General features: G+C 28.3%; 17 protein-coding genes. 8 read left to right on the top strand and 9 right to left on the bottom strand.

Annotated elements, in window-relative coordinates:
* Window positions 1-170: 170 nt before the first annotated feature.
* Window positions 171-1,052, top strand: coding sequence for an FUSC family protein (locus FYJ27_RS06450; RefSeq protein ID WP_154484039.1), 882 nt, complete (start codon window positions 171-173; stop codon window positions 1,050-1,052).
* A gap of 47 nt (window positions 1,053-1,099) precedes the next feature.
* Here the strand turns inward: FYJ27_RS06450 and FYJ27_RS06445 are convergent, their stop codons facing one another.
* Window positions 1,100-2,797, bottom strand: coding sequence for a M3 family oligoendopeptidase (locus tag FYJ27_RS06445; protein WP_154484038.1), 1,698 nt, complete (start codon window positions 2,795-2,797; stop codon window positions 1,100-1,102).
* A gap of 150 nt (window positions 2,798-2,947) precedes the next feature.
* Here FYJ27_RS06445 and FYJ27_RS06440 point away from each other — a divergent pair, with 150 nt between their 5' ends.
* Entirely contained in the window at window positions 2,948-4,696 is a 1,749-nt protein-coding gene (locus tag FYJ27_RS06440; RefSeq protein WP_154484037.1) for a hypothetical protein, read from the top strand.
* A 7-nt stretch (window positions 4,697-4,703) separates the two neighbouring features.
* Here the strand turns inward: FYJ27_RS06440 and FYJ27_RS06435 are convergent, their stop codons facing one another.
* Complete coding sequence (locus FYJ27_RS06435; protein WP_154484036.1) at window positions 4,704-4,958, bottom strand: TIGR03905 family TSCPD domain-containing protein; 255 nt, start codon at window positions 4,956-4,958, stop codon at window positions 4,704-4,706.
* A gap of 260 nt (window positions 4,959-5,218) precedes the next feature.
* On the opposite strand from FYJ27_RS06435, the gene FYJ27_RS06430 reads away from it, so the two are divergent.
* Together FYJ27_RS06430 and FYJ27_RS06425 are read left to right on the top strand one after the other, a co-directional pair.
* Window positions 5,219-5,638 carry a Fur family transcriptional regulator gene (locus FYJ27_RS06430; protein ID WP_154484035.1) on the top strand — a complete coding sequence of 140 codons (420 nt, stop codon included), beginning with the start codon at window positions 5,219-5,221 and terminating at the stop codon, window positions 5,636-5,638.
* A 90-nt stretch (window positions 5,639-5,728) separates the two neighbouring features.
* Entirely contained in the window at window positions 5,729-6,274 is a 546-nt protein-coding gene (locus tag FYJ27_RS06425) for a rubrerythrin family protein (protein WP_154484034.1), read from the top strand.
* A gap of 45 nt (window positions 6,275-6,319) precedes the next feature.
* Here the strand turns inward: FYJ27_RS06425 and FYJ27_RS06420 are convergent, their stop codons facing one another.
* Entirely contained in the window at window positions 6,320-7,387 is a 1,068-nt protein-coding gene (locus tag FYJ27_RS06420; protein ID WP_154484033.1) for a hypothetical protein, read from the bottom strand.
* Window positions 7,388-7,399: 12 nt separating this feature from the next.
* A complete protein-coding gene (locus FYJ27_RS06415; protein ID WP_154484032.1) occupies window positions 7,400-7,915 on the bottom strand; it encodes a cob(I)yrinic acid a,c-diamide adenosyltransferase in 516 nt (171 codons plus the stop codon).
* A gap of 155 nt (window positions 7,916-8,070) precedes the next feature.
* On the opposite strand from FYJ27_RS06415, the gene FYJ27_RS06410 reads away from it, so the two are divergent.
* The 3 genes from FYJ27_RS06410 (at window position 8,071) to FYJ27_RS06400 (ending at window position 11,930) form a co-directional block, all read left to right on the top strand.
* Window positions 8,071-8,964 carry an MBL fold metallo-hydrolase gene (locus FYJ27_RS06410; RefSeq protein ID WP_154484031.1) on the top strand — a complete coding sequence of 298 codons (894 nt, stop codon included), beginning with the start codon at window positions 8,071-8,073 and terminating at the stop codon, window positions 8,962-8,964.
* 490 nt (window positions 8,965-9,454) lie between these two features.
* Window positions 9,455-11,452 (top strand): S9 family peptidase, encoded by a 1,998-nt coding sequence (locus FYJ27_RS06405; RefSeq protein WP_154484030.1) that lies wholly within the window; start codon window positions 9,455-9,457, stop codon window positions 11,450-11,452.
* A gap of 238 nt (window positions 11,453-11,690) precedes the next feature.
* Window positions 11,691-11,930, top strand: coding sequence for a hypothetical protein (locus FYJ27_RS06400; protein ID WP_154484029.1), 240 nt, complete (start codon window positions 11,691-11,693; stop codon window positions 11,928-11,930).
* A 77-nt stretch (window positions 11,931-12,007) separates the two neighbouring features.
* Here FYJ27_RS06400 and FYJ27_RS06395 read toward each other — a convergent pair whose 3' ends face one another.
* The 4 genes from FYJ27_RS06395 to FYJ27_RS06380 all read right to left on the bottom strand — a co-directional run bounded on the left by FYJ27_RS06395 (window position 12,008) and on the right by FYJ27_RS06380 (window position 21,276).
* The gene (locus FYJ27_RS06395) at window positions 12,008-12,958 is read right to left on the bottom strand and encodes a LysO family transporter (RefSeq protein WP_154484028.1); all 951 of its coding nucleotides are present in this window, start codon (window positions 12,956-12,958) and stop codon (window positions 12,008-12,010) included.
* A gap of 310 nt (window positions 12,959-13,268) precedes the next feature.
* A complete protein-coding gene (locus FYJ27_RS06390; protein WP_154484027.1) occupies window positions 13,269-13,895 on the bottom strand; it encodes a hypothetical protein in 627 nt (208 codons plus the stop codon).
* Window positions 13,896-14,056: 161 nt separating this feature from the next.
* Complete coding sequence (locus tag FYJ27_RS06385; protein ID WP_154484026.1) at window positions 14,057-18,403, bottom strand: SpaA isopeptide-forming pilin-related protein; 4,347 nt, start codon at window positions 18,401-18,403, stop codon at window positions 14,057-14,059.
* Between the two features lie 311 nt (window positions 18,404-18,714).
* The gene (locus FYJ27_RS06380; RefSeq protein ID WP_229775495.1) at window positions 18,715-21,276 is read right to left on the bottom strand and encodes a GH39 family glycosyl hydrolase; all 2,562 of its coding nucleotides are present in this window, start codon (window positions 21,274-21,276) and stop codon (window positions 18,715-18,717) included.
* Window positions 21,277-21,404: 128 nt separating this feature from the next.
* Here FYJ27_RS06380 and nadE point away from each other — a divergent pair, with 128 nt between their 5' ends.
* The gene (gene nadE, locus FYJ27_RS06375) at window positions 21,405-22,232 is read left to right on the top strand and encodes an NAD(+) synthase (protein ID WP_154484025.1); all 828 of its coding nucleotides are present in this window, start codon (window positions 21,405-21,407) and stop codon (window positions 22,230-22,232) included.
* 41 nt (window positions 22,233-22,273) lie between these two features.
* Here nadE and FYJ27_RS06370 read toward each other — a convergent pair whose 3' ends face one another.
* Window positions 22,274-23,662 carry a sigma-54 interaction domain-containing protein gene (locus tag FYJ27_RS06370; RefSeq protein ID WP_154484024.1) on the bottom strand — a complete coding sequence of 463 codons (1,389 nt, stop codon included), beginning with the start codon at window positions 23,660-23,662 and terminating at the stop codon, window positions 22,274-22,276.
* Between the last annotated feature and the right edge of the window lie 80 nt (window positions 23,663-23,742).

The following is a 23,742-nucleotide window of genomic DNA, read 5'->3' as shown; positions in this document are numbered from 1 at the left end:
TTATCTATAACTATACTTTACATTATATGTAGTTTTTTTCAACTCTATAATAACTATACTATATATTGTAACAAAAAATATAGTTTTCACTTCCTTGTACTAAAAATAAAACATTGATATAATTATATTAAATTTATATAGATGAAAATTCTTGGAAGGATGTTGGTAGTATGAAAATTGGTATGAGAACTGTTAAAACTGCAATAGCTGTTTCTCTAACCATATTCATAGCACAAATTATAAAGTTAAAGAGTCCATTTTTTGCGGGAATTGCTGCAATAATTGCCATGCAATCTTCTGTTGCTGGCTCTTTTAAAGCTGGAAAAAGTAGAATGCTTGGAACAGTTTTAGGGGCTGCTTTAGGACTTGTTTGCTCACTTATATCACCAACAAACCCTATTATCATTGGTATGGGGGTTATTATAATCATACATCTATGTAATGTTTTAGAATGGAAAAAATCTGCTACTATTGCAGCTATAGTATTTTTATCTATAACATATAATCAAGAACCTGGAAATAGATTGAACTATAGTTTATATAGAACATTAGATACCTTTGTAGGAATAATAATTGCAACCCTTGTTAACTTCTTTATACTGCCTCCCAATTTTAAAGACAAAGTCCATTTCTCTTGTAATAATATTTTAGCTGAAAGTTTAAATTTAATAGAAAGCCTTATATGGAAAAACAAAGATATAAATATAGGAGAACTTGAACATATAAAAAACAATTTGAAAACATTGGAAGATTATTATGGCACCTTAAGAGAAGAAGTAGAGTTAAATATTTGTAAAGGTGAAGATTGTAAACATCTGAAAAATACCTATGATTCTTTTAAGGATATATATGATAATCTAAGTATACTCTCAAGTATAGACTTTGACCCTATAATTAATAGAACAAATACCCAAGTATTGGAAAAAATGTATGATAAAAAAGTTCCACATTCCCATAGAAATGCAATGATTGAAATGGATATAGTATTTAACTACCACCTTAAAATAATACTTGAAGAAATGGAATATTTAATAGAGATATTGAACTTCTAACAGGAGAATATCATAAGCTATCCTAAAAAATTAGGATAGCTTTTTAATTAAAACTCAGTATCATCTACTGAATCTAACCATTTACTTATAGGTTTTATAACTTCTCTTATTGTTCCGTCTACAAATGGATTTTTAAGTCCAGCTAATTTTACAAGATTTAAGAAAGAATCACTTCCACCAGCCCTACATAATCTTAAATAATCTTCCCAAAATTCGCCGTCTCCTTCCATTGCCTTTATCCAAAATTGGAATGCACATACTTGAGCTAAAGTATAATCAATATAGTAAAAAGGAACTTGGAATATATGCCCTTGTCTAAACCAATATCCACCCCTATTTAAAAAGTCATTTTCTTCATAATCCCTAAATGGAAGGTATTTCTTCTCTATTTCTCTCCACTTAGCTTTTCTCTCTTCAGGAGTAGCTTCTGGATTTTCATATACAAAATGCTGAAACTCGTCTACTGTTACTCCATAAGGTATAAAGTTAACTGCTCCACTTAAATGGCTAAATTTATATTTTTCTACATCTTCCTCAAAGAAAAGTTCCATCCAAGGCCAAGTTATAAATTCCATACTCATAGAATGGATTTCGCAAGCTTCCAATGTAGGGGAATGATATTCTGGCACTTCAAAAGATCTACTTAAATAAAATTGAAAAGCGTGGCCTGCCTCATGGGTCAAAACATCTACATCTCCACTAGTACCATTGAAATTGGAAAATATGAAAGGAGAATCGTATTTCGTTATATGGGTACAATATCCACCACTCATTTTTCCTTTCTTACTTACAAGATCCATAAGCTCTCTTTCTACCATGAAGTTGAAAAATTCAGCTGTTTCTTTAGAAAGTTCATTATACATTTTCTTTCCATTTTCAAGTATCCATTCAGGACTTCCCTTTGGAATAGCATTTCCAGTTAAAAACTCTAGTGGCTCATCATAATATTTAAGCTCATTAAGGCCTAGTCTAAGTCTTTGTCTATCCTTTAGTTTCACCACTACTGGCACTAAGTCTTCAAATACTTGTTTCCTATAATTCGCTACCATTTCTGCATCATAGTCTGTTCTTCCCATTCTAGCATATCCTAGTTCTACAAAATTCTTAAAACCTAATTTCTTAGCTATACCATCCCTTACCTTTACTAATTTATCATAGATAGTATCAAACTTGTCTTCATTTTCTTCAAAAAATCCTATGTAAGCTTCATAGGCTTCTTTCCTTGTGTTTCTATCTGTAGATTGCATAAAAGGTTGCATTTGGGATAGATTTCTCTCTTCACCTTTAAATACTATTTTAGCTGAAGCTATTAATTTATCGTATTCAGATACTAGCTTATTTTCAGTAACTAGGTCCTCTATTATTTCATCAGAAAAAGTTTTTAATTTAATTTCTGATAGATTAAATAAATGGGAGCCCCATTTTTCTTCTAATTCATTTCTAAATTTAGAATTAACTAAAGCCTTCATATATCTAGATATTAAATTCTCATATAAAGGCATGTTTTCATCGAGAAATTCTTGCTCTTTTTCATAATATTCATCTAAAGTATTTATCGAATGTCTTATATAAACTAAATTAGACATAGATTCTACTTCTTCTCTTATACCGTTTATTTTTCCGATGATTTCATTTTGTTCTTTAGAAGAATTTGCCTTCTCAAATTCTTCTATCAAATACATAATTTCTTCTTCAACCTTTTCCATATCTGGCCTTTTATATTCATAATCTTTAAATTTTAACATTTGACCCCTCCTAAAAAAAACTTATACTTAAAAGTATAATATCAAATTTTTTAAATATTTCACACCCTTATATTTATGCAAATTAATCTTGTTTAATATATAATGATAGTATACAATTTAAATAAAATTTTAATTCTTTGGAGGATGTATATGAAGAAACTTGATTATGAGCAGATTATGAGTATTCAAGAAAGTGCTACAAAAAAACTACTTAATTATATAGATACTTTTTTTCAAAGGGAAAACAATATCAAGACTATTCCATTCTACTATCCAGATTTCGATGAAAGAAGAACCAGTACAGCTTTCAATGTTTGGATAAGCCTAGACTATATAACTAAATATGGTAAAAATTTCATAGAGCATTTCATAGAGGATTCTCCTGATAAATTAAATGATTTAGAAAAAGAAATACTTTTAGAAAGGAACAAGTCCCACATAAGTCTATATGAAATTAAAAATATAAAAGACGATTTAATGTATGTAAAAGACCTTCTATGTAATAAACATCATATTGTATGGGAACCAGAACTTTCTAAAATAGTAGATAAATCAGAACTTATATTTGGAAGGGTATCAAAAGTAATTATATATGAAAAATTTGTTGGGGATATTAGCTTTCTTCCTGACTTCTCTAAAAACACATTTTTGGAAAAAATATTTCTAGATTATGAATCCATTAAAGATAAAGAAAATAATATTCTAATGGAAGAATACCTTAGAAAATATAGTTTAAATGTATATAAAATCTATACAGACTGTATATACGATGTCTTAGGATTTAATGATGAAAATGATATACAGTTGGCAGAAGAATTAGATGAATTTGAGTCTTTTCTGGAAAAAGACCTAACCAAAAGCACTGTAAATAAACATATTAAAAATCTAATAGATATATACGAATACTATTTGTTCGATTTAGACTATACCCTTTATGATTTAGATAAAATAAATCTTAATAGATTGATTAAAGAAGGTATATTTGATGATTTCATACCTAGCAAAACTAAATTAAACTCTTATATTGCAACTTTAAAAAAATATATTAAATTTTTAAAAGACGAAAAAAATAAAAAAAGGTATGAAAAATCCTATGAAGAAATGCTTACAATAAGTAAAAAAAGGGATGAATACTTTAAACCTGCAAAACCTATAAACATGCCTTTATATTGGGATAAAAATCTAGACCAACCTATTAAGGACAATTTAAATAAAGAGGCTATAGAGTTCTTAAATAACTATGAAAAATATTTATTTTATATAAGAAATAACAATGTAACAATATCTAAAAAAAATAAATATATGGAAAATAAGTATTTGTTAGATTTAAATAATCTAATTACTCAGGATATGATGGCAAAAACAACTAAAAATATAGTGCAAACAGATCTTCCTCTAATCCACCTTTTTTATAATTTCTCACTATGCAATTATATATTGACTATAAATAAAAATAGAATCATACCTTATGAAAAAGAAAGTGAATATATTGAGTTAAAAAGATTTGAAAAACTAGCTTTGTTTATAGATTATATTTGGAATATAATGTCTTGGGAAAAGTTTGCAGGTGCAGATTATAAAAGTATTGAACAGGATTACAAATTTAATATAATAGATAATTTAAGTAATTTGACTCCAGATATGATATATAATTATGATGATATTAAATATATCTATATTGATACTCCAATATTTGATGAGAAAATAATATATCTATTTGAAAATATGGGGTTATTAACCTTTAAAGAAGCATCCTATTTTAAAGAAAATTCTGTTTCTACTATAAGTATTACCAACTTAGGAAAAGCAGTATTTAATATATTAAAAGAAAATAAAAATAAAAATGTTAAAAATATAGGAAAAATAATAGATTTAAATAAGTGGAAAAAAAGCAAATAGCATATCGTTAGCTATTTGCTTTTTCTTTATATTCTTTCAGTGCCTTAGAAAACTGATCTGGACAAGATGTGTTTTTAAATCCACATCTAATTCCAGAAAGCTTGTCTATTACTTCATCTATATCCATTCCCTCTACAAGATGAGATATGCCTTTTAGATTTCCCTCACATCCTCCTACAAACTCTACATCTTTTATTTTACCCCCATCTACATCAAAAATTATCTCTCTACTACATACTCCCTTTGGAAAATATTTCTGCATATAGTCATCTCCTTTTGTTAAATTTTCTATTGGTATTTTAAAAGGCATACATATATTTATACTATATTTTTCTTTAATCGTAAAGTTAGAGCAAATATAATGTTTTTTTGAAAAATAAAGGGAATATATAAAATATAAAGTCGATTGTTAAATATTTCATTATTACTAAAGAACTTGACAAATAATTTTAAACAATTTATAATATAAATTGTAATCATTACAAAACTGAAGTCGTTACAAATGAAAGGGGATTTTTTAAGATGGCATTTAAAACAGATTCAGCAAGAAAATACTTAAAAGAACATGATATTAAGCCATCAACTATTAGAATAAAAGTACTTCAATACTTAAAGGATAATAAATATCATCCTACAGTAGATGAAATATATAAAGAATTAATAGAAGATATACCTACCCTTTCTAAAACTAGTATATATAATACATTAGAGTTGTTTTTAGAAAAAAATATAGTAAATCTTGTATCCATTGATGATAAAGAGTCTAGATATGATATAGATACATCTGCACACGGACATTTTAAATGTGAAATTTGTAATAAAATATATGATTTCAATATTAATACATCTAATATAAGTGAAGAAGATATAAAGGGTTTCATTATAAATAAAAGGAAAATATATTATGAAGGTATATGTAAAGATTGCTTAAAATCAACCTAATAATTCAAGTTATAAAATCATGGGCCAGTTGAAGGTCCAATTGGCCCATGATCAAATATATAAACAATACTATTAAGGGGGAATTTTTTAATGAATGCAATGACAGCAGAAAATTTACGTTCAGCTTTTGGCGGTGAAAGTCAAGCTCATATGAGATATTTAGCTTGGGCAGATAAAGCAGAAAAAGACGGTTTTGAAAATGTAGGAAGACTTTTTAAAGCTATTTCCTATGCAGAACAAATCCATGCTACAAGCCATTTTAAAGTAATGAAAGATGAAAGTGGAGATTTCTCAGTTACAGCTGGAGCAGGATTTGGACTTGGAACTACTTCTGAAAACTTACAAGGAGCTATAAACGGTGAATTATTTGAAGTAGAACAAATGTATCCTGCTTACATAGCAGTTGCAGAACTTCAAGATGAAAAACAAGCTATAAGATCTATGAATTTCGCATTAGAAGCAGAAAAACTACATGCAGCTTTGTTCCAAGAAGCAAAAGATGCAGTAGATGCTGGAAAAGATGTAGACTTCAATGAAGTGTATGTATGTCCTATCTGTGGATATACAGCAGCTAACGAGGCTGAAGACAAATGCCCTATCTGTGGTGCTAAAAAGGAATTATTTAAAAAATTCTAGATTAAATCTAAAAAATGGAGACATTATGTCTCCATTTTTTTAACTTCATATTCCACAAAGATCATATATATTTAAAAATTCTACAGCAAGTTTCTTTTCTTCCTCTGTAAGTACATTGGAACTTGAAAACATATCTAAATCCTTTATCATATCTTCATTTCCAGTTTCATAAAGCTCAAAAGTTTTAAAGGCATATGCAGTTTCCTCCATAGCTTTTGGCACTTTAGCTAAAGCCTTTATAAATGTAATTTTATCCTTTAAATAAAGATCCTTCATTAAATTTGAAATAATAGTATGCTGTTCATCATAGAGATTTAATGATATTTTTAATATACTTTCAATATCTTCTTTATCTTTAATACTTTGTTTTGAAAGCCAGTTTAATATCTTTATATCACTGCCTTCCCCATATATCTTTTCAAGATTTTCTAAGTCTATTTCAGGTAATTTTGAAATTATTGTTTTTAATTCCTTACTATCTATTTCTTTCTTGTTCATAGCTATTGACATTATCTTTTCTTCTAGGGAAGGCTTATACTTAATTTGAAAAGACTCTTTATTTTCACCAGACACCTTTGCACATCCTACATTATCATCTTTCCAATACTCTGGGTAATAGTCATAACCTTCTTTAGCCTCAAGCAAAGGCTCTGCTCTTTGGCTCCAAAGATAGTATATTGCTAAATCTATATTTTCCTCCTTATTTTCTACACCTATTAAAAGTTTCTTTGAATCTGGCGACCAGACAGTGTTTCCAGTGGTAAATATTTTATCAAATAATTCTAAATCCTTTACTGAAATTATATAGGTAGTACTAGTAGCCTCTATTCCACCATCAACTGTTAAATAATTTCCATCTGGTGACCAATTAATATTATGTAAATAGCCACCTATTCCTTCTATATTACCCTTCTTTTTATTTACAACATCATCTATTTCTAAAATATAATTTCCTTCTACCTCTCTTAAGTAAGCGACTTTCTTCTCTCCATACCATACTTCTTCCACTATATTATCCTTATTTTTTGAACTTTCCTTTCTATAATTTTTTATTATAAATATAGGAATAACCAACAATACTACAGCTATTATAAATATAATTTTCTTTTTCACCTACAGACCCTCCTAGAACTCTATACCTTTTCTTGCTTCTACACCTTCTGTATAGTAGTGTTTTATTTCTTTCATTTCAGTAACTAAATCTGCTAAAGCTATTATTTCCTTTGGTGCATATCTTCCTGTAATTATTACTTCTACAGAGTCATCCCTATTTTCAATTATTTCAATAGCCTCTTCTATAGAAAATAATTTGTAATACAAAGCAATATTTAATTCATCTAATACTACCAAATCATATTTTCCACTTTCTAATACCTTTTTACAAATCTCTAGCCCCTTCTTTGCAGCTTCTATATCTTCTTCTGTAGGATCATTATATATGAAACAATCCCTGCCAAACTGCTGAATTTCTATATTGGATAAATAGTCTACAAGCTTCAACTCACTATACTCCATTCCCTTTACAAACTGTCCTATAAATACTTTCTTACCTGCAAGAGCTGCCCTTATAGAAAGTCCTATACTAGCAGTAGTTTTTCCTTTTCCATTTCCTGTATACACATGGACATAAGATTTTTCCATATCGTGCCACCTACTTTTTTTTATTTTACCATTATTATATACTATATTAAAATCTTAGTGTAATGCTAGGTTTAAATGAAAAACTTAGATTTTGGTATATAATATTAAGTATATAATATTAAATATAAATATATAATGAAAAAGGATGTGAAAACATGAATCTTACTAAAATAAGAGGTAATACTTTTTATATTCCTAGTAATACTAACACAGGAGTTTATACTTATAAAAATAAAAACTGTCTCATTATTGATACAGGAATGAATAATACAGCTGCTAGAAAAATTGAAAATGTACTACTTTCTAATAATCTTCATCCTAAATATATAGTAAATACTCATAATCATTTAGATCATTCTGGAGGAAACAACTATCTTACTGAAAATTATCCAGGATGTATCACCTATACTTCTGAAAAAGAAAGGTTATTTATGGAGAATAATGAATTATTCCCTTACACTTTTTATGGAGCCGTTAGCACTAAAGATATAGCTAAAAGCAATAAACCTATAAAAGTAGACTATACTCTTAACTATGGTACAGAAAAAATAAATGATGAAAAATTTGAAATTATATCTTTAAAAGGCCATACTCTCGACCAAATAGGCATTGTGACCCCAGATAAAGTATGTTTTTTAGGTGATAGTTTATTTAGTGTAGATATACTAAATAAATATCAATTACCTTTTATATATAGTGTGGAAGATACTTTAAATTCTTTTGAGCATATTAAAGAAATAGATGGAGATATTTTTGTACTAGGCCATTCAGATAAGTTATATTCAAAAGATGAAGTAGAGAATTTGGTAGATATAAATATTAAATGGGTAAATAATATATCAGAGGAATTTTTAACAATATTGGATCAACCTTATAGTAGAGAGGATCTTTTGCAAAATATTTTAATTTTAAATGATATGGATTATTCTAATTTCAATCAATATCATATCTACTTCTCATCTACAGCAGCTTTTTTAACTTATTTAACCAATAAAGGTCTTGTTGAAAATCATATTGAGAATGGAAAGATTTATTATTATAGAAAATAGGGCTTGATTTTGAAATAGTGCTAAGTCCCCGCAAATAGAAATAAAAATTCGCTCCGAAAAGAGTTTTGATGAAATATTATCCTCCCTAAAAATAAAATGCTAAATGTTTTCAAACTCGCTTCGCTCAAACAGTGAAAAATTTTTAACGCATTTTATTTTTAGGTCGGATTATTTCATAGCAAAACTCTTTTAAGTCGCTCATTCTTTATTTCTATTTACTCAAACATTATACTATTTGAATAAGTATAGTTAAAGCTTTAAACTATGCATAGTAAAGGATTTTGGGTTATTGCGTTTGACTGACTAAAAAAGTCTTTGATTAGAAAATCAAGTCCTATTTTCTTCAAAGCTTTTTCGGAAGGAAAACCAATAACCCAAAATTCGTGGACTTGCACTATGTTAAATACAGGGGACCAGCACTATCTTAAAAGAAAGTACCAAGTATTGTTAAGTAAAAAAAATTTAAAATTATTTTTGTGGAGGGATTTTTATGGAAAAGTTACAGCTTGATGATTTTACTAAGTATAAGTTTCTTTCTAGCCTTAAATATTCTCCCAATGGAGAATACGCTGCTTTCGTACTTCATAGAATGGATTTAGAGGAAAACAAGTATCTATCTAATATATGGATTTATAATACTCGTACAGATAAATACTTTCAATTAACTTCTCTAGATGAAGAAAAATCTTTCATATGGCTAGATGAATCAAATATTCTATTTCCAGCTATGAGAAACTCAAAGGATAAAGAAAAATTAGAATCTGGAGAAGAATTTACAATCTATTATAAAATAAATATTCACGGTGGAGAAGCAGTAGAAGCATTCAGAGTACCACTAACTGTAACAGAACTTAAGAAGGTAGATGACAAAAACTTTCTAGTTACAGCCCTTTATGACCACTATAAACCAGATATAAACAATCTAGAAGGTAGTGAAAAAGAAAAAGCCATAAAAAAATTTAAAGAAGAAAAAGACTATGAAGTATTAGATGAAATACCTTTCTGGTCCAATGGCCAAGGTTTCACAAACAAGAAAAGAAATAGATTATATCTATATAACAAAGATGAAAATCAAATTAAACCAATTACTGATGAATTTACAGATGTAGAATTTATTAATTTAAATAAAAATAGGACTATGGCTATAATCATTGCTAACTCTTTTAAAGATAAGGCTCCAATTAAAAGCAATCTATACTTATATGATATAAATAAAAATAATTTAGAAAATATAACCCATGAAGATCCTTTTGCATATGTTTATGGAGATTTTTTAAATGATAAAATAATATTTGCTGGCAACAATATGAAAACCTATGGAATAAATGAAAACAGCCATTTCTACACTATGGATTTAAATAATAAAAGAACAGAAAAAATAACCGATGATTTTGATCATAGTATATGGAATTCAGTAGGTTCTGATTGTAGATATGGAGGTAGTCAATCCTTTAAAGTAGATGGAGACTATCTATACTTTGTGACTACAGAAATAAACTCATCCTATATAAATAGGATTGATGAAAATGGCCATATTGAAAAAATAACTACTAAAGGTGGTTCTATTGACGGTTTTGATATACATAATGGAAATGTATTATTCATTGGTTTAAAAAATATGAAACTTCAAGAACTATATACTTTAGAAAATGGGGAAGAAAAGCAGATTACATCCTTTAATGAATGGGTAATAAAAACTAAAAGATTATCTACTCCAGAAAGGATAACCTTTGAAAATGAAGATGGAATAACTTTAGAAGGTTGGATAATGAAACCTGTAGATTTTGACCCAAATAAAAAATATCCAGGAATACTAGATATCCATGGTGGACCAAAAACTGTTTATGGAGAGGTATTCTACCATGAAATGCAATATTGGGCTAATGAAGGATATGTAGTATTCTTTACCAACCCTAGAGGTAGTGATGGAAGAGGCAATGAATTTGCAGATATAAGAGGAAAGTATGGAACTATTGACTATGATGACCTTATGAAATTTACTGATATAGTCCTTGAAAAATATCCATTTATAGATAGCAATAAAATAGGGGTAACTGGTGGTTCTTATGGTGGATTTATGACTAATTGGATCATAGGCCATACAGATAGATTTAAAGCTGCTGCCAGCCAAAGAAGTATTTCCAACTGGATTTCTAAATTTGGAACTACAGATATTGGCTACTTCTTTGTAGACAATGAACAAGTTGGGACACCTTGGAACAATGTAGAAAAACTTTGGTTCCACTCCCCTGTTAAATATGCAGACAAGGCTAAAACCCCGACACTATTCATTCACTCAGAAGAAGACTACCGCTGTTGGCTACCAGAGGGACTACAGATGTTTACTGCACTAAAATATCATGGAGTAGATGCAAGACTTTGCATGTTCCGTGGAGAAAATCATGAATTAAGTAGGAGTGGAAAGCCTAAACATAGGATTAGAAGGCTTAAAGAAATGACAGATTGGTTTGATAAGTATTTGAAATAAGAATAGGCTAGATTCTCCTAGCCTATTCTTATTCTTCACAATATGGCTCAATTATTCTCTTAAGTTTATTAATATCGTCCCCTTTTATATAGCCATATTTGCCAAAGCTATCAAAAACCTAACTAAATTTCTAATATTTCAAAATAATTTTCTTTCATTTAGTACAAAATCAAATATTGATTAAACAAAATTATTCAGGGTATCTTATTGATGTAAAGGATTAAAAGGGGTGATTTGCATGATTTCAAAAGAGTTATTACGAGAAAAGACCATTGCATTTTTAGAATATATGGGAGTATATATTGATAACTTAGAAGATAATGAAAAACTAGAAGAATTCGCAGATATAATAAAAAATACTGAAGATTCTGCTGAAAAAACCAATGGACTAGTTTATAAATACAATGATGAATACTTCCTAGTAATAAACTTCTTAGACGGGGATTATCTAGTAGCACCTATAGAGTATACTCCTTAATACAATTTAATTAAGCGCAAATTAAGGGATGATTATACTATGATTATTAATATACTCATCCCTATTTAGTTATTATTCTACATAAAAAAATTATATAATATAGGTAATATAACAGGTACAGCAAAAGTAAGAATGGTTCCAGTAATTAATGCCACTAACCCTAATTCTGGTCCAACAAATTTTGTTACTGGCACCAACATAGTATCCATATTTCCAGCAGCTCCTCCTGCAATTGGACTTCCCTTACTTATTTTAATTAAGAGAGGTAGAAGTAAAATCGTAAAAAATTCTCTCATAACATTAACCATGAAACCATATGTTCCCACCTCAACTCCATACACCTGTGTCATATATGCTCCAGTAACACTATAATAACTCATTCCACTAGAAGATATTACTGAAATATGTAACGGTAAGCCAAGTATAATTCCAGACAAAATACCTGATATAAGACTTCCTATAAAAATTGCAATTGGAAGAAAAATAATCTTCCATCCTAATACCTTGATATAATTAAATATCATACGATTAGAACCTAAACTAATACCTACACTAGTATAGAGAATTATCAAAAAAATATTTAAAGCATAATCTAAAATAAAATTCTTTGGAAGCATAGTAATACTAAAAATAATTCCGACAACGATAGATACAGGCATAATCCAAATCAGCGGAGACATCTTCTTTTTTTCTTCTTCAAAAATATTTACCTCATCATTTACATTGATTTTTTTTGAGGATAATTTTCTACTTATTTTTTCTAAAGGCAATATTGTTTTTTCAACAAGAACAGTAAAAATCACACTGAAAGCTATAGAAGACAAAGCAATTATCATACAGTTTAATCCGATAGTCCCTAAATTAGACATAATAGAATCATTTATGCCAATATTTGCGCCTATAGTTAACATTAAACCCACCAAAGCAATATTTACTAGTAAATCTACGATTTTTAAAACAGAATCTGATAAATTTTGAACCCCAACTATTAAACCTATTGTCAAGCACAAAAATGGAATCCATACCATATGTTTTCTCATCCCCTTTATTTTAAAAAACAGTAATACTTGTTGCTCTTAAAATCTACATAAAATTAGTTGCAATATTCATGCCTAAATTCACATTTATAAACTATAATATCAAAGTAGAGATGTTATAAGCTCTACAGAAAAATAAGTTTTAAAAACTATAAAATATATCATTGCTTCATTGCCAATACGTTAATAATTAGCAACTTTTTAGCATTACTACTAAAAATCTATCCACTCTATATAAAATAATTAAAGATATAAAAAGGTAGAAAAATTTCTACCTTTTTATATCTTTCTATTATAAGTATTAATTTAACTTGCTTTTATCTATATTTCTATCTACTAATGTGTCCAGTTTATCCTTCATATCTTTAAATAAAGGGAGTATTTCATCAGATAAGATTTCTGGAGGAAATGCTATATCATCATTTTCAAATATTCCTCCTATACCTTCCATTATATCTTTTAGAGAATATATATCTTTTGCATATAAATTCCAAGTTTCATAGCTCGTAACTATATATTTAAGCTCATCACTCATATCTACTACATAGAAAGTATCCATAAGCCATCTAATACCTTCTAATAAATTAACTAGTTCACTCCATGTTTTTTTACTAGGCTCTTTATAAAATTCATTTGCCAATACTTCTACTTCGAAAATAGCTTCTTCTAAATATTCAATATTAGAAAAAAGAATTTCCTTTGTTATATCTTTTATATTCTTAGTTATAACTTTTACTTCCTCTATAGTATCTATATTTTTGAAAAAATAACCATAAAAATTATTATAGACTTCATCTCCATCTATTTCAAAATGGCTCAATGTATAATTTGAAATAGCTATAATATTATTAACTTCTTCAAATATTTCCTCTATAGACTCTACATTATTCTCAAACTCTAACACCTTATTTAATATATAAATCTTCATAAAAATACCTCCAAGATTGCGTTCTTTTTTATATGTCACCACTAAAACTAGTATATTATATGTATATTTTTTTCACAAGATGTGAACGTTATAATTATATCTAAAAAAGTAATCTCAAATGATTTTAAAATCATTTGAGATTACTTTTTTTACTCATTAATTTACTTTTTTCTTATTATCAAACCAAGTACTAATAATAGTAAACCACTCATATAAAATACTAATTTGCCTTTTTCTCCTGTCCTTGGTAAATTAATTATAGGTTTTTTTAATTCTAATTTTGGTTTTTCTGGTTTTTTAGGTTCTTTAAAGTCATCTTGATCTTGTGGTTTTTCTGGTTTCTCCTGTTCAATTTTTTCATTTTCTAAAACCTTTTTAACTATCTCTCCATTGTCCTTAATCTCAAATGTATATTTTTCATTATTTTTTACATATCCTAATGGAGCTTCAGTTTCCATGAAATAATATTTTCCATAAGGTAGTTGTTCAAATTTTGCTATTCCATTTTTATCTGTTATCTTTTCCTCTACTAATTTTCCATCTTCATCATATACAGCTATTTTAGCATTTGCTAATGGTTTTGATGTAGATTTATCTATTTTACTTAATTCTAAAGTTCCCTTTATCTTTGTATTTGATATACTTTCTGGATCAGCTTTTACTGTTTTTCCATCTTCAGTTATACTTGCTTTTAATATAGTATCTGATAAGAGATAACCTTCTGGGGCTTTTGTTTCTTTTATTATATAGCTGCCGTATGGGATATTTTCAAATACTACTTTTCCTTCACTATCACTTACTGCTGTTGCTATGGCTAACTTGTCATTATCTTTACTGTATAATGTGAACTCTGCTCCTGCTAATGGTTTCTTATCTTCATCTAATTTACTAAATTCTATACTTCCTCTTATCTTTGTATTAGATATACTTTCTGGATTAGCTGTAACTATCTTTCCATTTTCAGTTATATTTGCTTCTAATATAGTACCTGATAATAGATAGCCTGCTGGGGCTTTTGTTTCTTTTATTATATAATTTCCATATGGGATATCTGTAAATACTACTTTTCCTTCACTATCACTTACTGCTGTTGCTATGGCTAACTTGTCATTATCTTTACTGTATAATGTGAACTCTGCTCCTGCTAATGGTTTCTTATCTTCGCCTAATTTACTAAATTCTATAGTTCCTCTTATCTTTTTATTTGATAAACTTTCTGGATTAGCTGTAACTATCTTTCCATTTTCAGTTATATTTGCTTCTAATATAGTACCTGATAATAGATAGCCTGCTGGGGCTTTTGTTTCTTTTATTATATAGCTGCCGTATGGGATATTTTCAAATACTACTTTTCCTTCACTATCACTTACTGCTGTTGCTATGGCTAACTTGTCATTATCTTTACTGTATAATGTGAACTCTGCTCCTGCTAATGGCTTCTTATCTTCGCCTAATTTACTAAATTCTATAGTTCCTCTTATCTTTTTATTCTCAAATTTATATTCAATATCTTTTTTGCCATCTTCATTATTTAACTGGAACTCATATACTTCATCACTTAATGCATATTTATCTGGTGAAACTTTTTCTCTTATATAATAAGTTCTATCAAATTTCAATCCTTTAAATAATACTTCCCCATTCTCTCCTGTTGGTTCAGATGTCTTCAATACATTACCAAATTTATCTAATAGTTCGAATACAGCTCCTTGTAATTTTATAGAATCATTATCTTCATCCACTTTAATTATCTTTATACTACCCCTGCTAGATCCAGTCGCACCACCGCCACCAATTTGGAATCTAACTTTTATTTCTTCACTAGTATCTGTTGTTGTTCTACTGCTTCCTTTGAAATCTATTGTATTTGTAAAGATAGCATCCTTGTGAGAATCAGCAATATCCGTTCTAAATTTCAATACATGCGCTTCCGTTATTTCCCCTGTAAAATGGAATTCAAATTTTCTAGTTTCAGGATTATAATTTACATTTGAAGCATCTAAAGCTACTTCTTCCCCTTCTTTATATTTCCCATCTTTATCAACTATTAACTTAATCAACTTCACTGATGAAGTATCTAATTCAAGACCTTCTTGTAGTGTATCTTCAAGTATAGCATTTGATATAGGTAATTGATTTTGATTCAATACTACTTCCCAATCAATGAAATTATTTCCGCTTTTATAATTACCTCTTTTACTAACAACAGTATTTTCAATCTTATTGCTAGCTGTTGACGATACCCCTGTTTTAGGAACTTCATCTCCATTTATAGCTGCTGTGTTATCTAGATTTTGATCCCCATTGGTATGGAAAATTGATTCATCGACTATTTTTGTTTTAAATTCTATAGTGTGTATATCTTTTATTTCTCCAGGAAATTTAATAGTCAGAGTTTTATTCTCTTCGTTATAATTAATTTTAGCATTATCCTTACTAGGTCCAGTTATTACAACAGAATCTTTCACAAAGTCTTCATATTTTCCTATAACATCTGTAACCACAACATTGTTCATAGGCATCCTATTTTGATTGATTTCAATTTTCCAAGATGCTTCCCTAATTAAATAATCATAACCTGTTCCAATTTTTTTAATAACTTGACTTGATACATATTGATATCCAGTAGATTTCGATTCTGGTATATTACTTCCAGTTAATTTAGCTGTATTATTAAAACTTTTACTAGCATTATTGGCCCAAATATTATTATCTAACACTTTAGTTTTAAAGGTTAGCATATATGTGTCATTAATTTCTCCATTAAAGGAATATTTAATCGTTCCATTTTCATATTTGAAAGTTCCATCTGCATTATTATCTATTTCAAAAGAACCTTCCACATATTCTAATCCTTCTGGTATTGTATCTTCAACTACTGCATTCTCAATTTTTATCTTATTATAATTAACCCTTATTTTCCAAGTGATTTCCTGAGTAGAAGGATCATAGCCGGGATTATCCCATTTCTCAATTACAGAAGTAGGTACCCCTATACCTCTTTCAGCAGTTGTACCTTCAGGAACTCCATCTCCTTCTAATTTTACTTTATTGGTATATGTTTTAGATTCATTAGATTCATAAGCCTTTGGATCAACAACTTTAGTTGAATAAGTTAAAGTATGTTTTTCTTTAATTGTTTCATTGAATTCATATGTGAGTTTATATGTCTCATTGTCTCCTTTAACATAATCATACTCTACAGTCTCTACAGTTTTCCCATCTAGTTTCACAGAGCCTTCTACTAATTCTAAGCCTTTTGGAATAGTATCGACTATTTTTGCATTACTTATTTCTAAGTTATTTTTATTAATTTCTACAATCCAATCAATTTGTTTAGTTTCATACTTGTATTCACCCTTTTTGCTTATGAAATCAACTGTTGTTTTTACACTAGCTTCATTAGAGATAGATTTGCCATTATCATTAAATGTAGCTTCTGCTTGATTTTTAAAATAGATTGTTTTACCTTCTTTATCAAAAGCTGATAAATCAGGTTTTGTCTTAAAGGAGATATTATAAACCTCTCCATCTTTAATTGATTCATTAAATGTATAGGTTAATTTATTCCCTTCAAATTTAAATTCACCATTTGCATTATTATCAATAATTGCAGAATTCTCTACATAGGTTTGACCCTCTTGTATTACATCTGATATAACTACATTTTCTATAGAGCGTCCATTAGGCGTTGTTTCAGGCCTTATTTCAATATTCCAAGTTATTTCGTTTTTATCATTATCATATTCTCCTGATTTACTTAAATTGACATTAGCCGTTTCTTCCTCTTTTTCAAATTCAACTACAATAGTTTGACTATTACCTCCACCTAAGTCGAATACAATCTCTGTTTCCCCATTGTTGCCTATCTTTTCAGCATCGAATTCAGAATATACCCAGAAATAACCACTTCTATCATATAATTGTTCATTCACATTTTCATCAAATTGAATTGTTGCATTATTGTTAGTATCGATATTTACTGTGGCTATTAAATCACCATTTCCATTTTTTAATTGGATTTTCATATTCTCTATTATATTAATTTCTTCAGGTATTTCTAGAGTATATTTTTGATTTATATCTACATTAAGTTCATTTTCTATTTCATAGTTATACTGGATACGAATTTTAGAATCTTTGGCAATGGGACCTTCAAAATGATTACCGTTTTCATCTGTAATTTCTACATCCGTTATAAATTTAAACTCCGTTCCACTTCTTTTGTTTACTTCCTTGAGTTTTTCTTCCCCTAAATTTTTAATCTCTGTTTTATTGGTTTCATATTTTGTTAAAACCTCTTTAGAATTTGGAGTGTCTTCAGAATTCACTTCATCTTCTACATTTTCACTTTCTCCCTCAACTTTTAATTCTCTTTCCACATTCTCTTCAAACTCTTCTTCACCAAGTGCATAGTTTTCATGTATTGGTATCACAAGCTGCATTACAAGTGCTAAGATAACCATTATAACCATGCTGTATTTACCCTTATTACTAAAAAACTTCAATCTATCTCCCCCTTGTTTTTTATTTAATTGGTTAATAGCATCCCAATTTTTTAAAAAATACTTTTCCCTATTTTTATTTTTTACAGCTCAATTCTTGCTTTATCTAGATTCTAGAATCTTCCACTGTATATAGATAGTATTATGTTTTTTTATGTGTTTCATGTTCTTTTTTGCTAAAAAACGGTTATATTTTTGTTCAATTATATTTTTTAAATAGTTTTCTTAAAATTTGTATTATGTTTTTGTTATGTAAACTTAAAAAGCTGTAGATATTTTACAAAATATCTACAGCTTTTTAAGTTTATATCCAATTAGAACATTTTTTCTAATAATATTAACTCTGTACCATGGACCGGTACATAAGCTTCTAATTTATGACTTTCATCTGCCTCTATACAATCTACAGTTATTTTAGGTTGGGATCTTCCTTTTAAATATTCTAACTCTTCATATGTCATATTTTCAGGTGCACCCATCTTTATCCACTCATCAAATGATGAGCCATTTTCTCTATTTAATTTATAGCTAGTAATTTTATAACTACCCTTAAGACCCAATATAGAAATTTTAACTTCTTTAGATTTTTTATCTTCATATATTGAATATCTATCTGTGTTAGTCAATAAAGAAGTGTCCCCTCTTAAAAAGAATTCATCAAAGTATGCATAGTTATATAATAAAATTTGAATATCATCACCATCTTTAGTAACTATATATTCATTGCCCTTTTTTACTATTTCTTTTCCTAATTTAGATAATAGGTAATATGCAAAATATGAAGGCTTTTTTAAACCACTTTTACTAATTAAGCCAAAGTTTCCATGAAACTCTGAAATAGCTACTTTTTCTTCTTCCATTATATCCGTAAATGTCCAATATCCTAATGAATCTGATTTTCCATTACATTTCAAAATATTATCAATTATAAAATTTGATACAAAGCATGTATCATGAATTAAATTTCTACCAAATGCAGATGCATTCCATTCTGTTATATGAACTTCTGGATTATAACCCATTATTTTATTTATTTTATTGTTTGCTAGTTCTAAAACATTATAAACATGGTCTTTATCATAATATATCTTTTGATTTCTCCACCAATTATATATTGTATCCCATGAAATTTCTCCTTGCCGAGCCTTTGAAGCCATTTCCTGTACATCTTCCCTTGGTCTATAAAGTTCTGGATATATATGTAAGGATACAAAATCTAATGGTATGTTATTTTCATTATTATATTCTAAAAACTCTTCCAACCAAGGCTTGTCTTGAATAGTTTGATATGTAATAGAAGGCCCACCTACTTTTAATTTCTCAGAAACAGATTTAATAGCTAATACAGTTTCTTTATAAAATTTAAAATAGTCTTCCTTATCCCCTATCCAAAAAATATTTTCTAAATCTGCTTCATTCCAAACTTCAAAATACCAACTTTCCACTTCCTTTAAACCATATCTATTTACACAATGCTTTATAAAATTTACAACTAAATCTGTCCATAGGTTAATATCCTTAGGTTGAGATATATTTGCTTTCCACCAAAAAATTGTATCATCTGAACTTTTAAATTCAGTAGGCATAAAGCCTAACTCTACAAAAGGTTTAATATCAATGTCCATAAAAAAATCAAAAAGTTCATTTACATAAGACCAATTATAAATAATATTACCTTTTTCGTCCCTATTAACTATCATCATATCATCAGAGAAAATACCATGAAATCTTATATACTCAAACCCAATATCTTTTTGGACTTCTTTTAACTGTTCTTGCCAACTACTTCTTAATCCTTCCGATGCTCTGCCAAATGTAATAAGTCTTTTCCAATAGTCACTTAATAATTCTCCCCTACTATTTACGTCAATATCTATATACTCTATTTCTTTAGTTTTAATATTATTATCTTTTATATTAATATCAATAGGTTTTAAATAACTGAATAGCTTTTTAAATACAGAATTCCTATCTACATCTAAATAACTCCTGCTACGATTTTGTTTTTTGTTCATTCCGAATATCCTATCTTCTATATACATATCTTTAATTTGTTTTCTATATTCAGTAGGAGTACAATTATAATTTTCTTTAAATATCTTATTAAAAAAACTAATATTAGAAAAGCCACTATCATTAGATATCTCTGTTATACTGTTATTAGTATTCTTCAACATATTTACTGCCCTGTTCAACCTCATATAATTTAAGTATTCTTGAAAAGACATTCCTGTTTTATCTTTTATAAAATGGGATAAATAATAATAGCTAATATGTTCCTTTTCCGCTATTTCTTTTAGAGTAATTTTTTTATCTATATTTCCATTTACATAGTCTGCTATACGTTGAAGTCTAAAAATATCACTATCTCTTAATTCTTCTTTGTCATTATCTAATATATCGTATTCAAAATTATTAATTAAATAATCTCCCAATAAATATAAATAACTTCCTATTCTCAGTTTATATCCTTTTGTTTTTTTATTTAATTCTAATACAATCTTTCCAATATACCGTCTAATAAAATCAAATTTTTTCTGTTCTTCTTTACTAGTATCAAAAGATTTACAATCAAATTTAATCTTATTTATTTCAGGACAATAATCTTTAAAAAAATCAGGATTTATTTGTAGGGCCAGTAATATATTATCATCTTTAGTCCTTTTAGTACTATGTAGTTCATTACAATTTATTAAAATAAAATCATCCTCTTTAAGATAGTAATCTTCTCCTCCAATTCTAACTTCTACTGTTCCTTCTAAAACCAATAATATCTCTATTAAATTATGCCAATGCATTTCAAAACTATCTATACTATGGATTATTTCTCTTATAGGAAGATCATTTTCAGGTCTTAGAGCCTCATACTTATACAAAAAAACACCTCCATGTAAGTAATTTACCCTTCATATATTATATATAACAATTATACTTATTGTAATTATTTAAATATATATATTATTTTAGGGTACTAATATATTAAGTATATTTAGGAGTGATTATCATGGAAACAATAAAAAAATTTATTAAAACCAATATAGAAAAATATAAGTTTAAAGGCGTTGTTATTGGTATTAGTGGAGGAATTGATTCTGCAGTAGTTGGAAAACTTTTAGTAGATTCCTTAGGCAGGGACAATGTCTTTGGTTTAATACTACCTGAAAGGGATTCAGCACCAGAAACAACCCATGATGCAGTACTTGTATGTGACTATCTAGGAATCAAATACAATATTATTAATATAACTGGAGTACTTCGAAAAATAGGAGTCTATTCCCTTAAACCTCCTGCTTTCCCTTTTCCACGGGCCATTCAGAAAAAGTATTCTAGAAATGTATGGAACAATGAAGAAGAACCTTTTATACAAGATTTAACTACTCAGGGAGATGAAAGTTTTTCTGAAAGCCTAGCTTATTACAGAACAAAACCTAGAATTAGATCTATCCTTCTATACTTTGAGGCTGAAAAAAGGAATTATGCAGTAGCTGGTTGTACAAATAAGACAGAATACCTTACAGGTTTTTATACAAAATGGGGAGATGAAGTCTGCGATATTGAACCAATACGCCATTTATATAAAACAGAAGTATTTGAAATAGCAGAAAAACTAAATATTCCACAGAAGATAATAGAAAAAACACCTAGCCCTGACATTGCTCCAGGAATTACAGATGAATTCGCACTAGGTATTGACTACAGTGAATTAGATAGAATATTATTCAAAATAGAAAACAATGAAGATCTTTATGATGAAAATAAAGATAATGTAAATAAAATAAAGGAAATACTTGATAACAGAAAATATAGGGAAGCAAAACAATTACATTTATAATATGTTTTTAGATAGAAGAATAACATCCTAAATTTAGGATGTTATTCTTCTATCTCTATTTTCAAATCCTCTATTTTTCTATACAATGTCATACGAGGTATCTTTAATATTCTAGCTGCCTCTGCTTTATTGTTATTACTTTGTCGTAAAGCATCTTCAATCAACTTTTTTTCTACTTTTCTTATTATATGGTATAATCCTGAGTCATCTTTATTCTCTTTTATTATAGAATCGATAAAAAGATTGTCAGGTAAATCACCTGCATTTATTGTGGGATCATCTGCATTTACACAAGCCTTACCCAGAACATTCCCTAACTCCCTTACATTACCTGGCCAATGATAACTTGTAAGAATATCCATAGCATCTTTAGATAATCTCCTGTAAAATCCATATTCTTTGTTAAATCTCGTAAGAAAAATTTCTGATAGTTGGGGAATATCTTCCACCCTTTCTCTTAAAGGAGGAATTTCCAAATTCAGCACATCTAGACGATAGTATAGATCCCCTCTAAATTTATTTTGAGAAACCATCTCTTCCAAATTTTTATGTGTTGCAGATATAATCCTTACATCTATAGGAGTAGGCTTATTGGATCCTATGCGCACTATTTCTCTTTCTTCAATTGCTCTCAATATTTTAGCTTGCATATGATAAGGCATGTCTGCTATCTCATCTAAAAATATAGTTCCACCATTGGCCAATTCAAACTTACCTATACTACCTTCAGATTTTGCACCAGTAAAAGAACCTGGTTCATATCCAAATAGTTCTGACTCTAGTAAGTTTTCTGGCATAGCAGATGCATTTATACTTATGAAGGGCATATTAGCTCTATCACTTTCATTGTGAATGGCTTGGGCAAAAAGTTCTTTTCCTACACCACTTTCTCCTTTTATTAGCACATTTAAATTCAAATTGGCTACCTTTTTTACTTTCCTCTTACATAATAAAATGGATTCAGAATCCCCTATAATATCTGATAAAGTATATCTTGCATTATTCAATCTAGCAATTTCATTTTGATATAATTTAAGTTTCTTATCCAATATTTCATATTCTCTCAATATCTCTTTCATTTCTTCGATTTCTTCAAACAAAATCATACCTAAACCACCCATTAAATTTCCACTACTATCAAATATAGGTATCCTATGACAAATAGCTTCCTTTCCATTAGGAAATGTGTGTCTTACAGCTATATCCGCCTTCTTCTTATCTAATGATAGTAGGAATTTCGATGTAGGGTTTATTTCTGTTACCATTTTTCCCAACATATCTTCTATAGGAATTTGAAGAAAATCTGAAAACGCTTTGTTAATGTATACCATTCGACCATCTTTATCTAAAAAATCTATAGCTATAGGAACATTATCGAATGCAATATGACAAAAAGATATAAATTCTTTTGAATTAATAAAGCCTTGCATATGACATCATCCTTTATGTTATTATACTCTTATATTAACATAAAGGAACAAAAAAAGACATAGACTTGCTAATCTATGCC

This window comes from Anaerosalibacter bizertensis, assembly GCF_009696605.1.
Taxonomy (GTDB): domain Bacteria; phylum Bacillota; class Clostridia; order Tissierellales; family Sporanaerobacteraceae; genus Anaerosalibacter; species Anaerosalibacter bizertensis.
Note: the sequence above shows the minus strand (reverse complement) of the source record. Positions and strands in the feature narration are given on the sequence as shown.

Coding starts and splice junctions, on each gene's coding strand:
- FYJ27_RS06410 (WP_154484031.1), top strand. CDS start 8,071: ATGAATCTTACTAAAATAAGAGGTAATACTTTTTATATTCCTAGTAAT.
- FYJ27_RS06395 (WP_154484028.1), bottom strand. CDS start 12,958: ATGGTATGGATTCCATTTTTGTGCTTGACAATAGGTTTAATAGTTGGG.
- FYJ27_RS06425 (WP_154484034.1), top strand. CDS start 5,729: ATGAATGCAATGACAGCAGAAAATTTACGTTCAGCTTTTGGCGGTGAA.
- FYJ27_RS06400 (WP_154484029.1), top strand. CDS start 11,691: ATGATTTCAAAAGAGTTATTACGAGAAAAGACCATTGCATTTTTAGAA.
- FYJ27_RS06445 (WP_154484038.1), bottom strand. CDS start 2,797: ATGTTAAAATTTAAAGATTATGAATATAAAAGGCCAGATATGGAAAAG.
- FYJ27_RS06440 (WP_154484037.1), top strand. CDS start 2,948: ATGAAGAAACTTGATTATGAGCAGATTATGAGTATTCAAGAAAGTGCT.
- FYJ27_RS06415 (WP_154484032.1), bottom strand. CDS start 7,915: ATGGAAAAATCTTATGTCCATGTGTATACAGGAAATGGAAAAGGAAAA.
- FYJ27_RS06435 (WP_154484036.1), bottom strand. CDS start 4,958: ATGCAGAAATATTTTCCAAAGGGAGTATGTAGTAGAGAGATAATTTTT.
- FYJ27_RS06370 (WP_154484024.1), bottom strand. CDS start 23,662: ATGCAAGGCTTTATTAATTCAAAAGAATTTATATCTTTTTGTCATATT.
- FYJ27_RS06390 (WP_154484027.1), bottom strand. CDS start 13,895: ATGAAGATTTATATATTAAATAAGGTGTTAGAGTTTGAGAATAATGTA.
- FYJ27_RS06450 (WP_154484039.1), top strand. CDS start 171: ATGAAAATTGGTATGAGAACTGTTAAAACTGCAATAGCTGTTTCTCTA.
- FYJ27_RS06405 (WP_154484030.1), top strand. CDS start 9,455: ATGGAAAAGTTACAGCTTGATGATTTTACTAAGTATAAGTTTCTTTCT.
- nadE (WP_154484025.1), top strand. CDS start 21,405: ATGGAAACAATAAAAAAATTTATTAAAACCAATATAGAAAAATATAAG.
- FYJ27_RS06430 (WP_154484035.1), top strand. CDS start 5,219: ATGGCATTTAAAACAGATTCAGCAAGAAAATACTTAAAAGAACATGAT.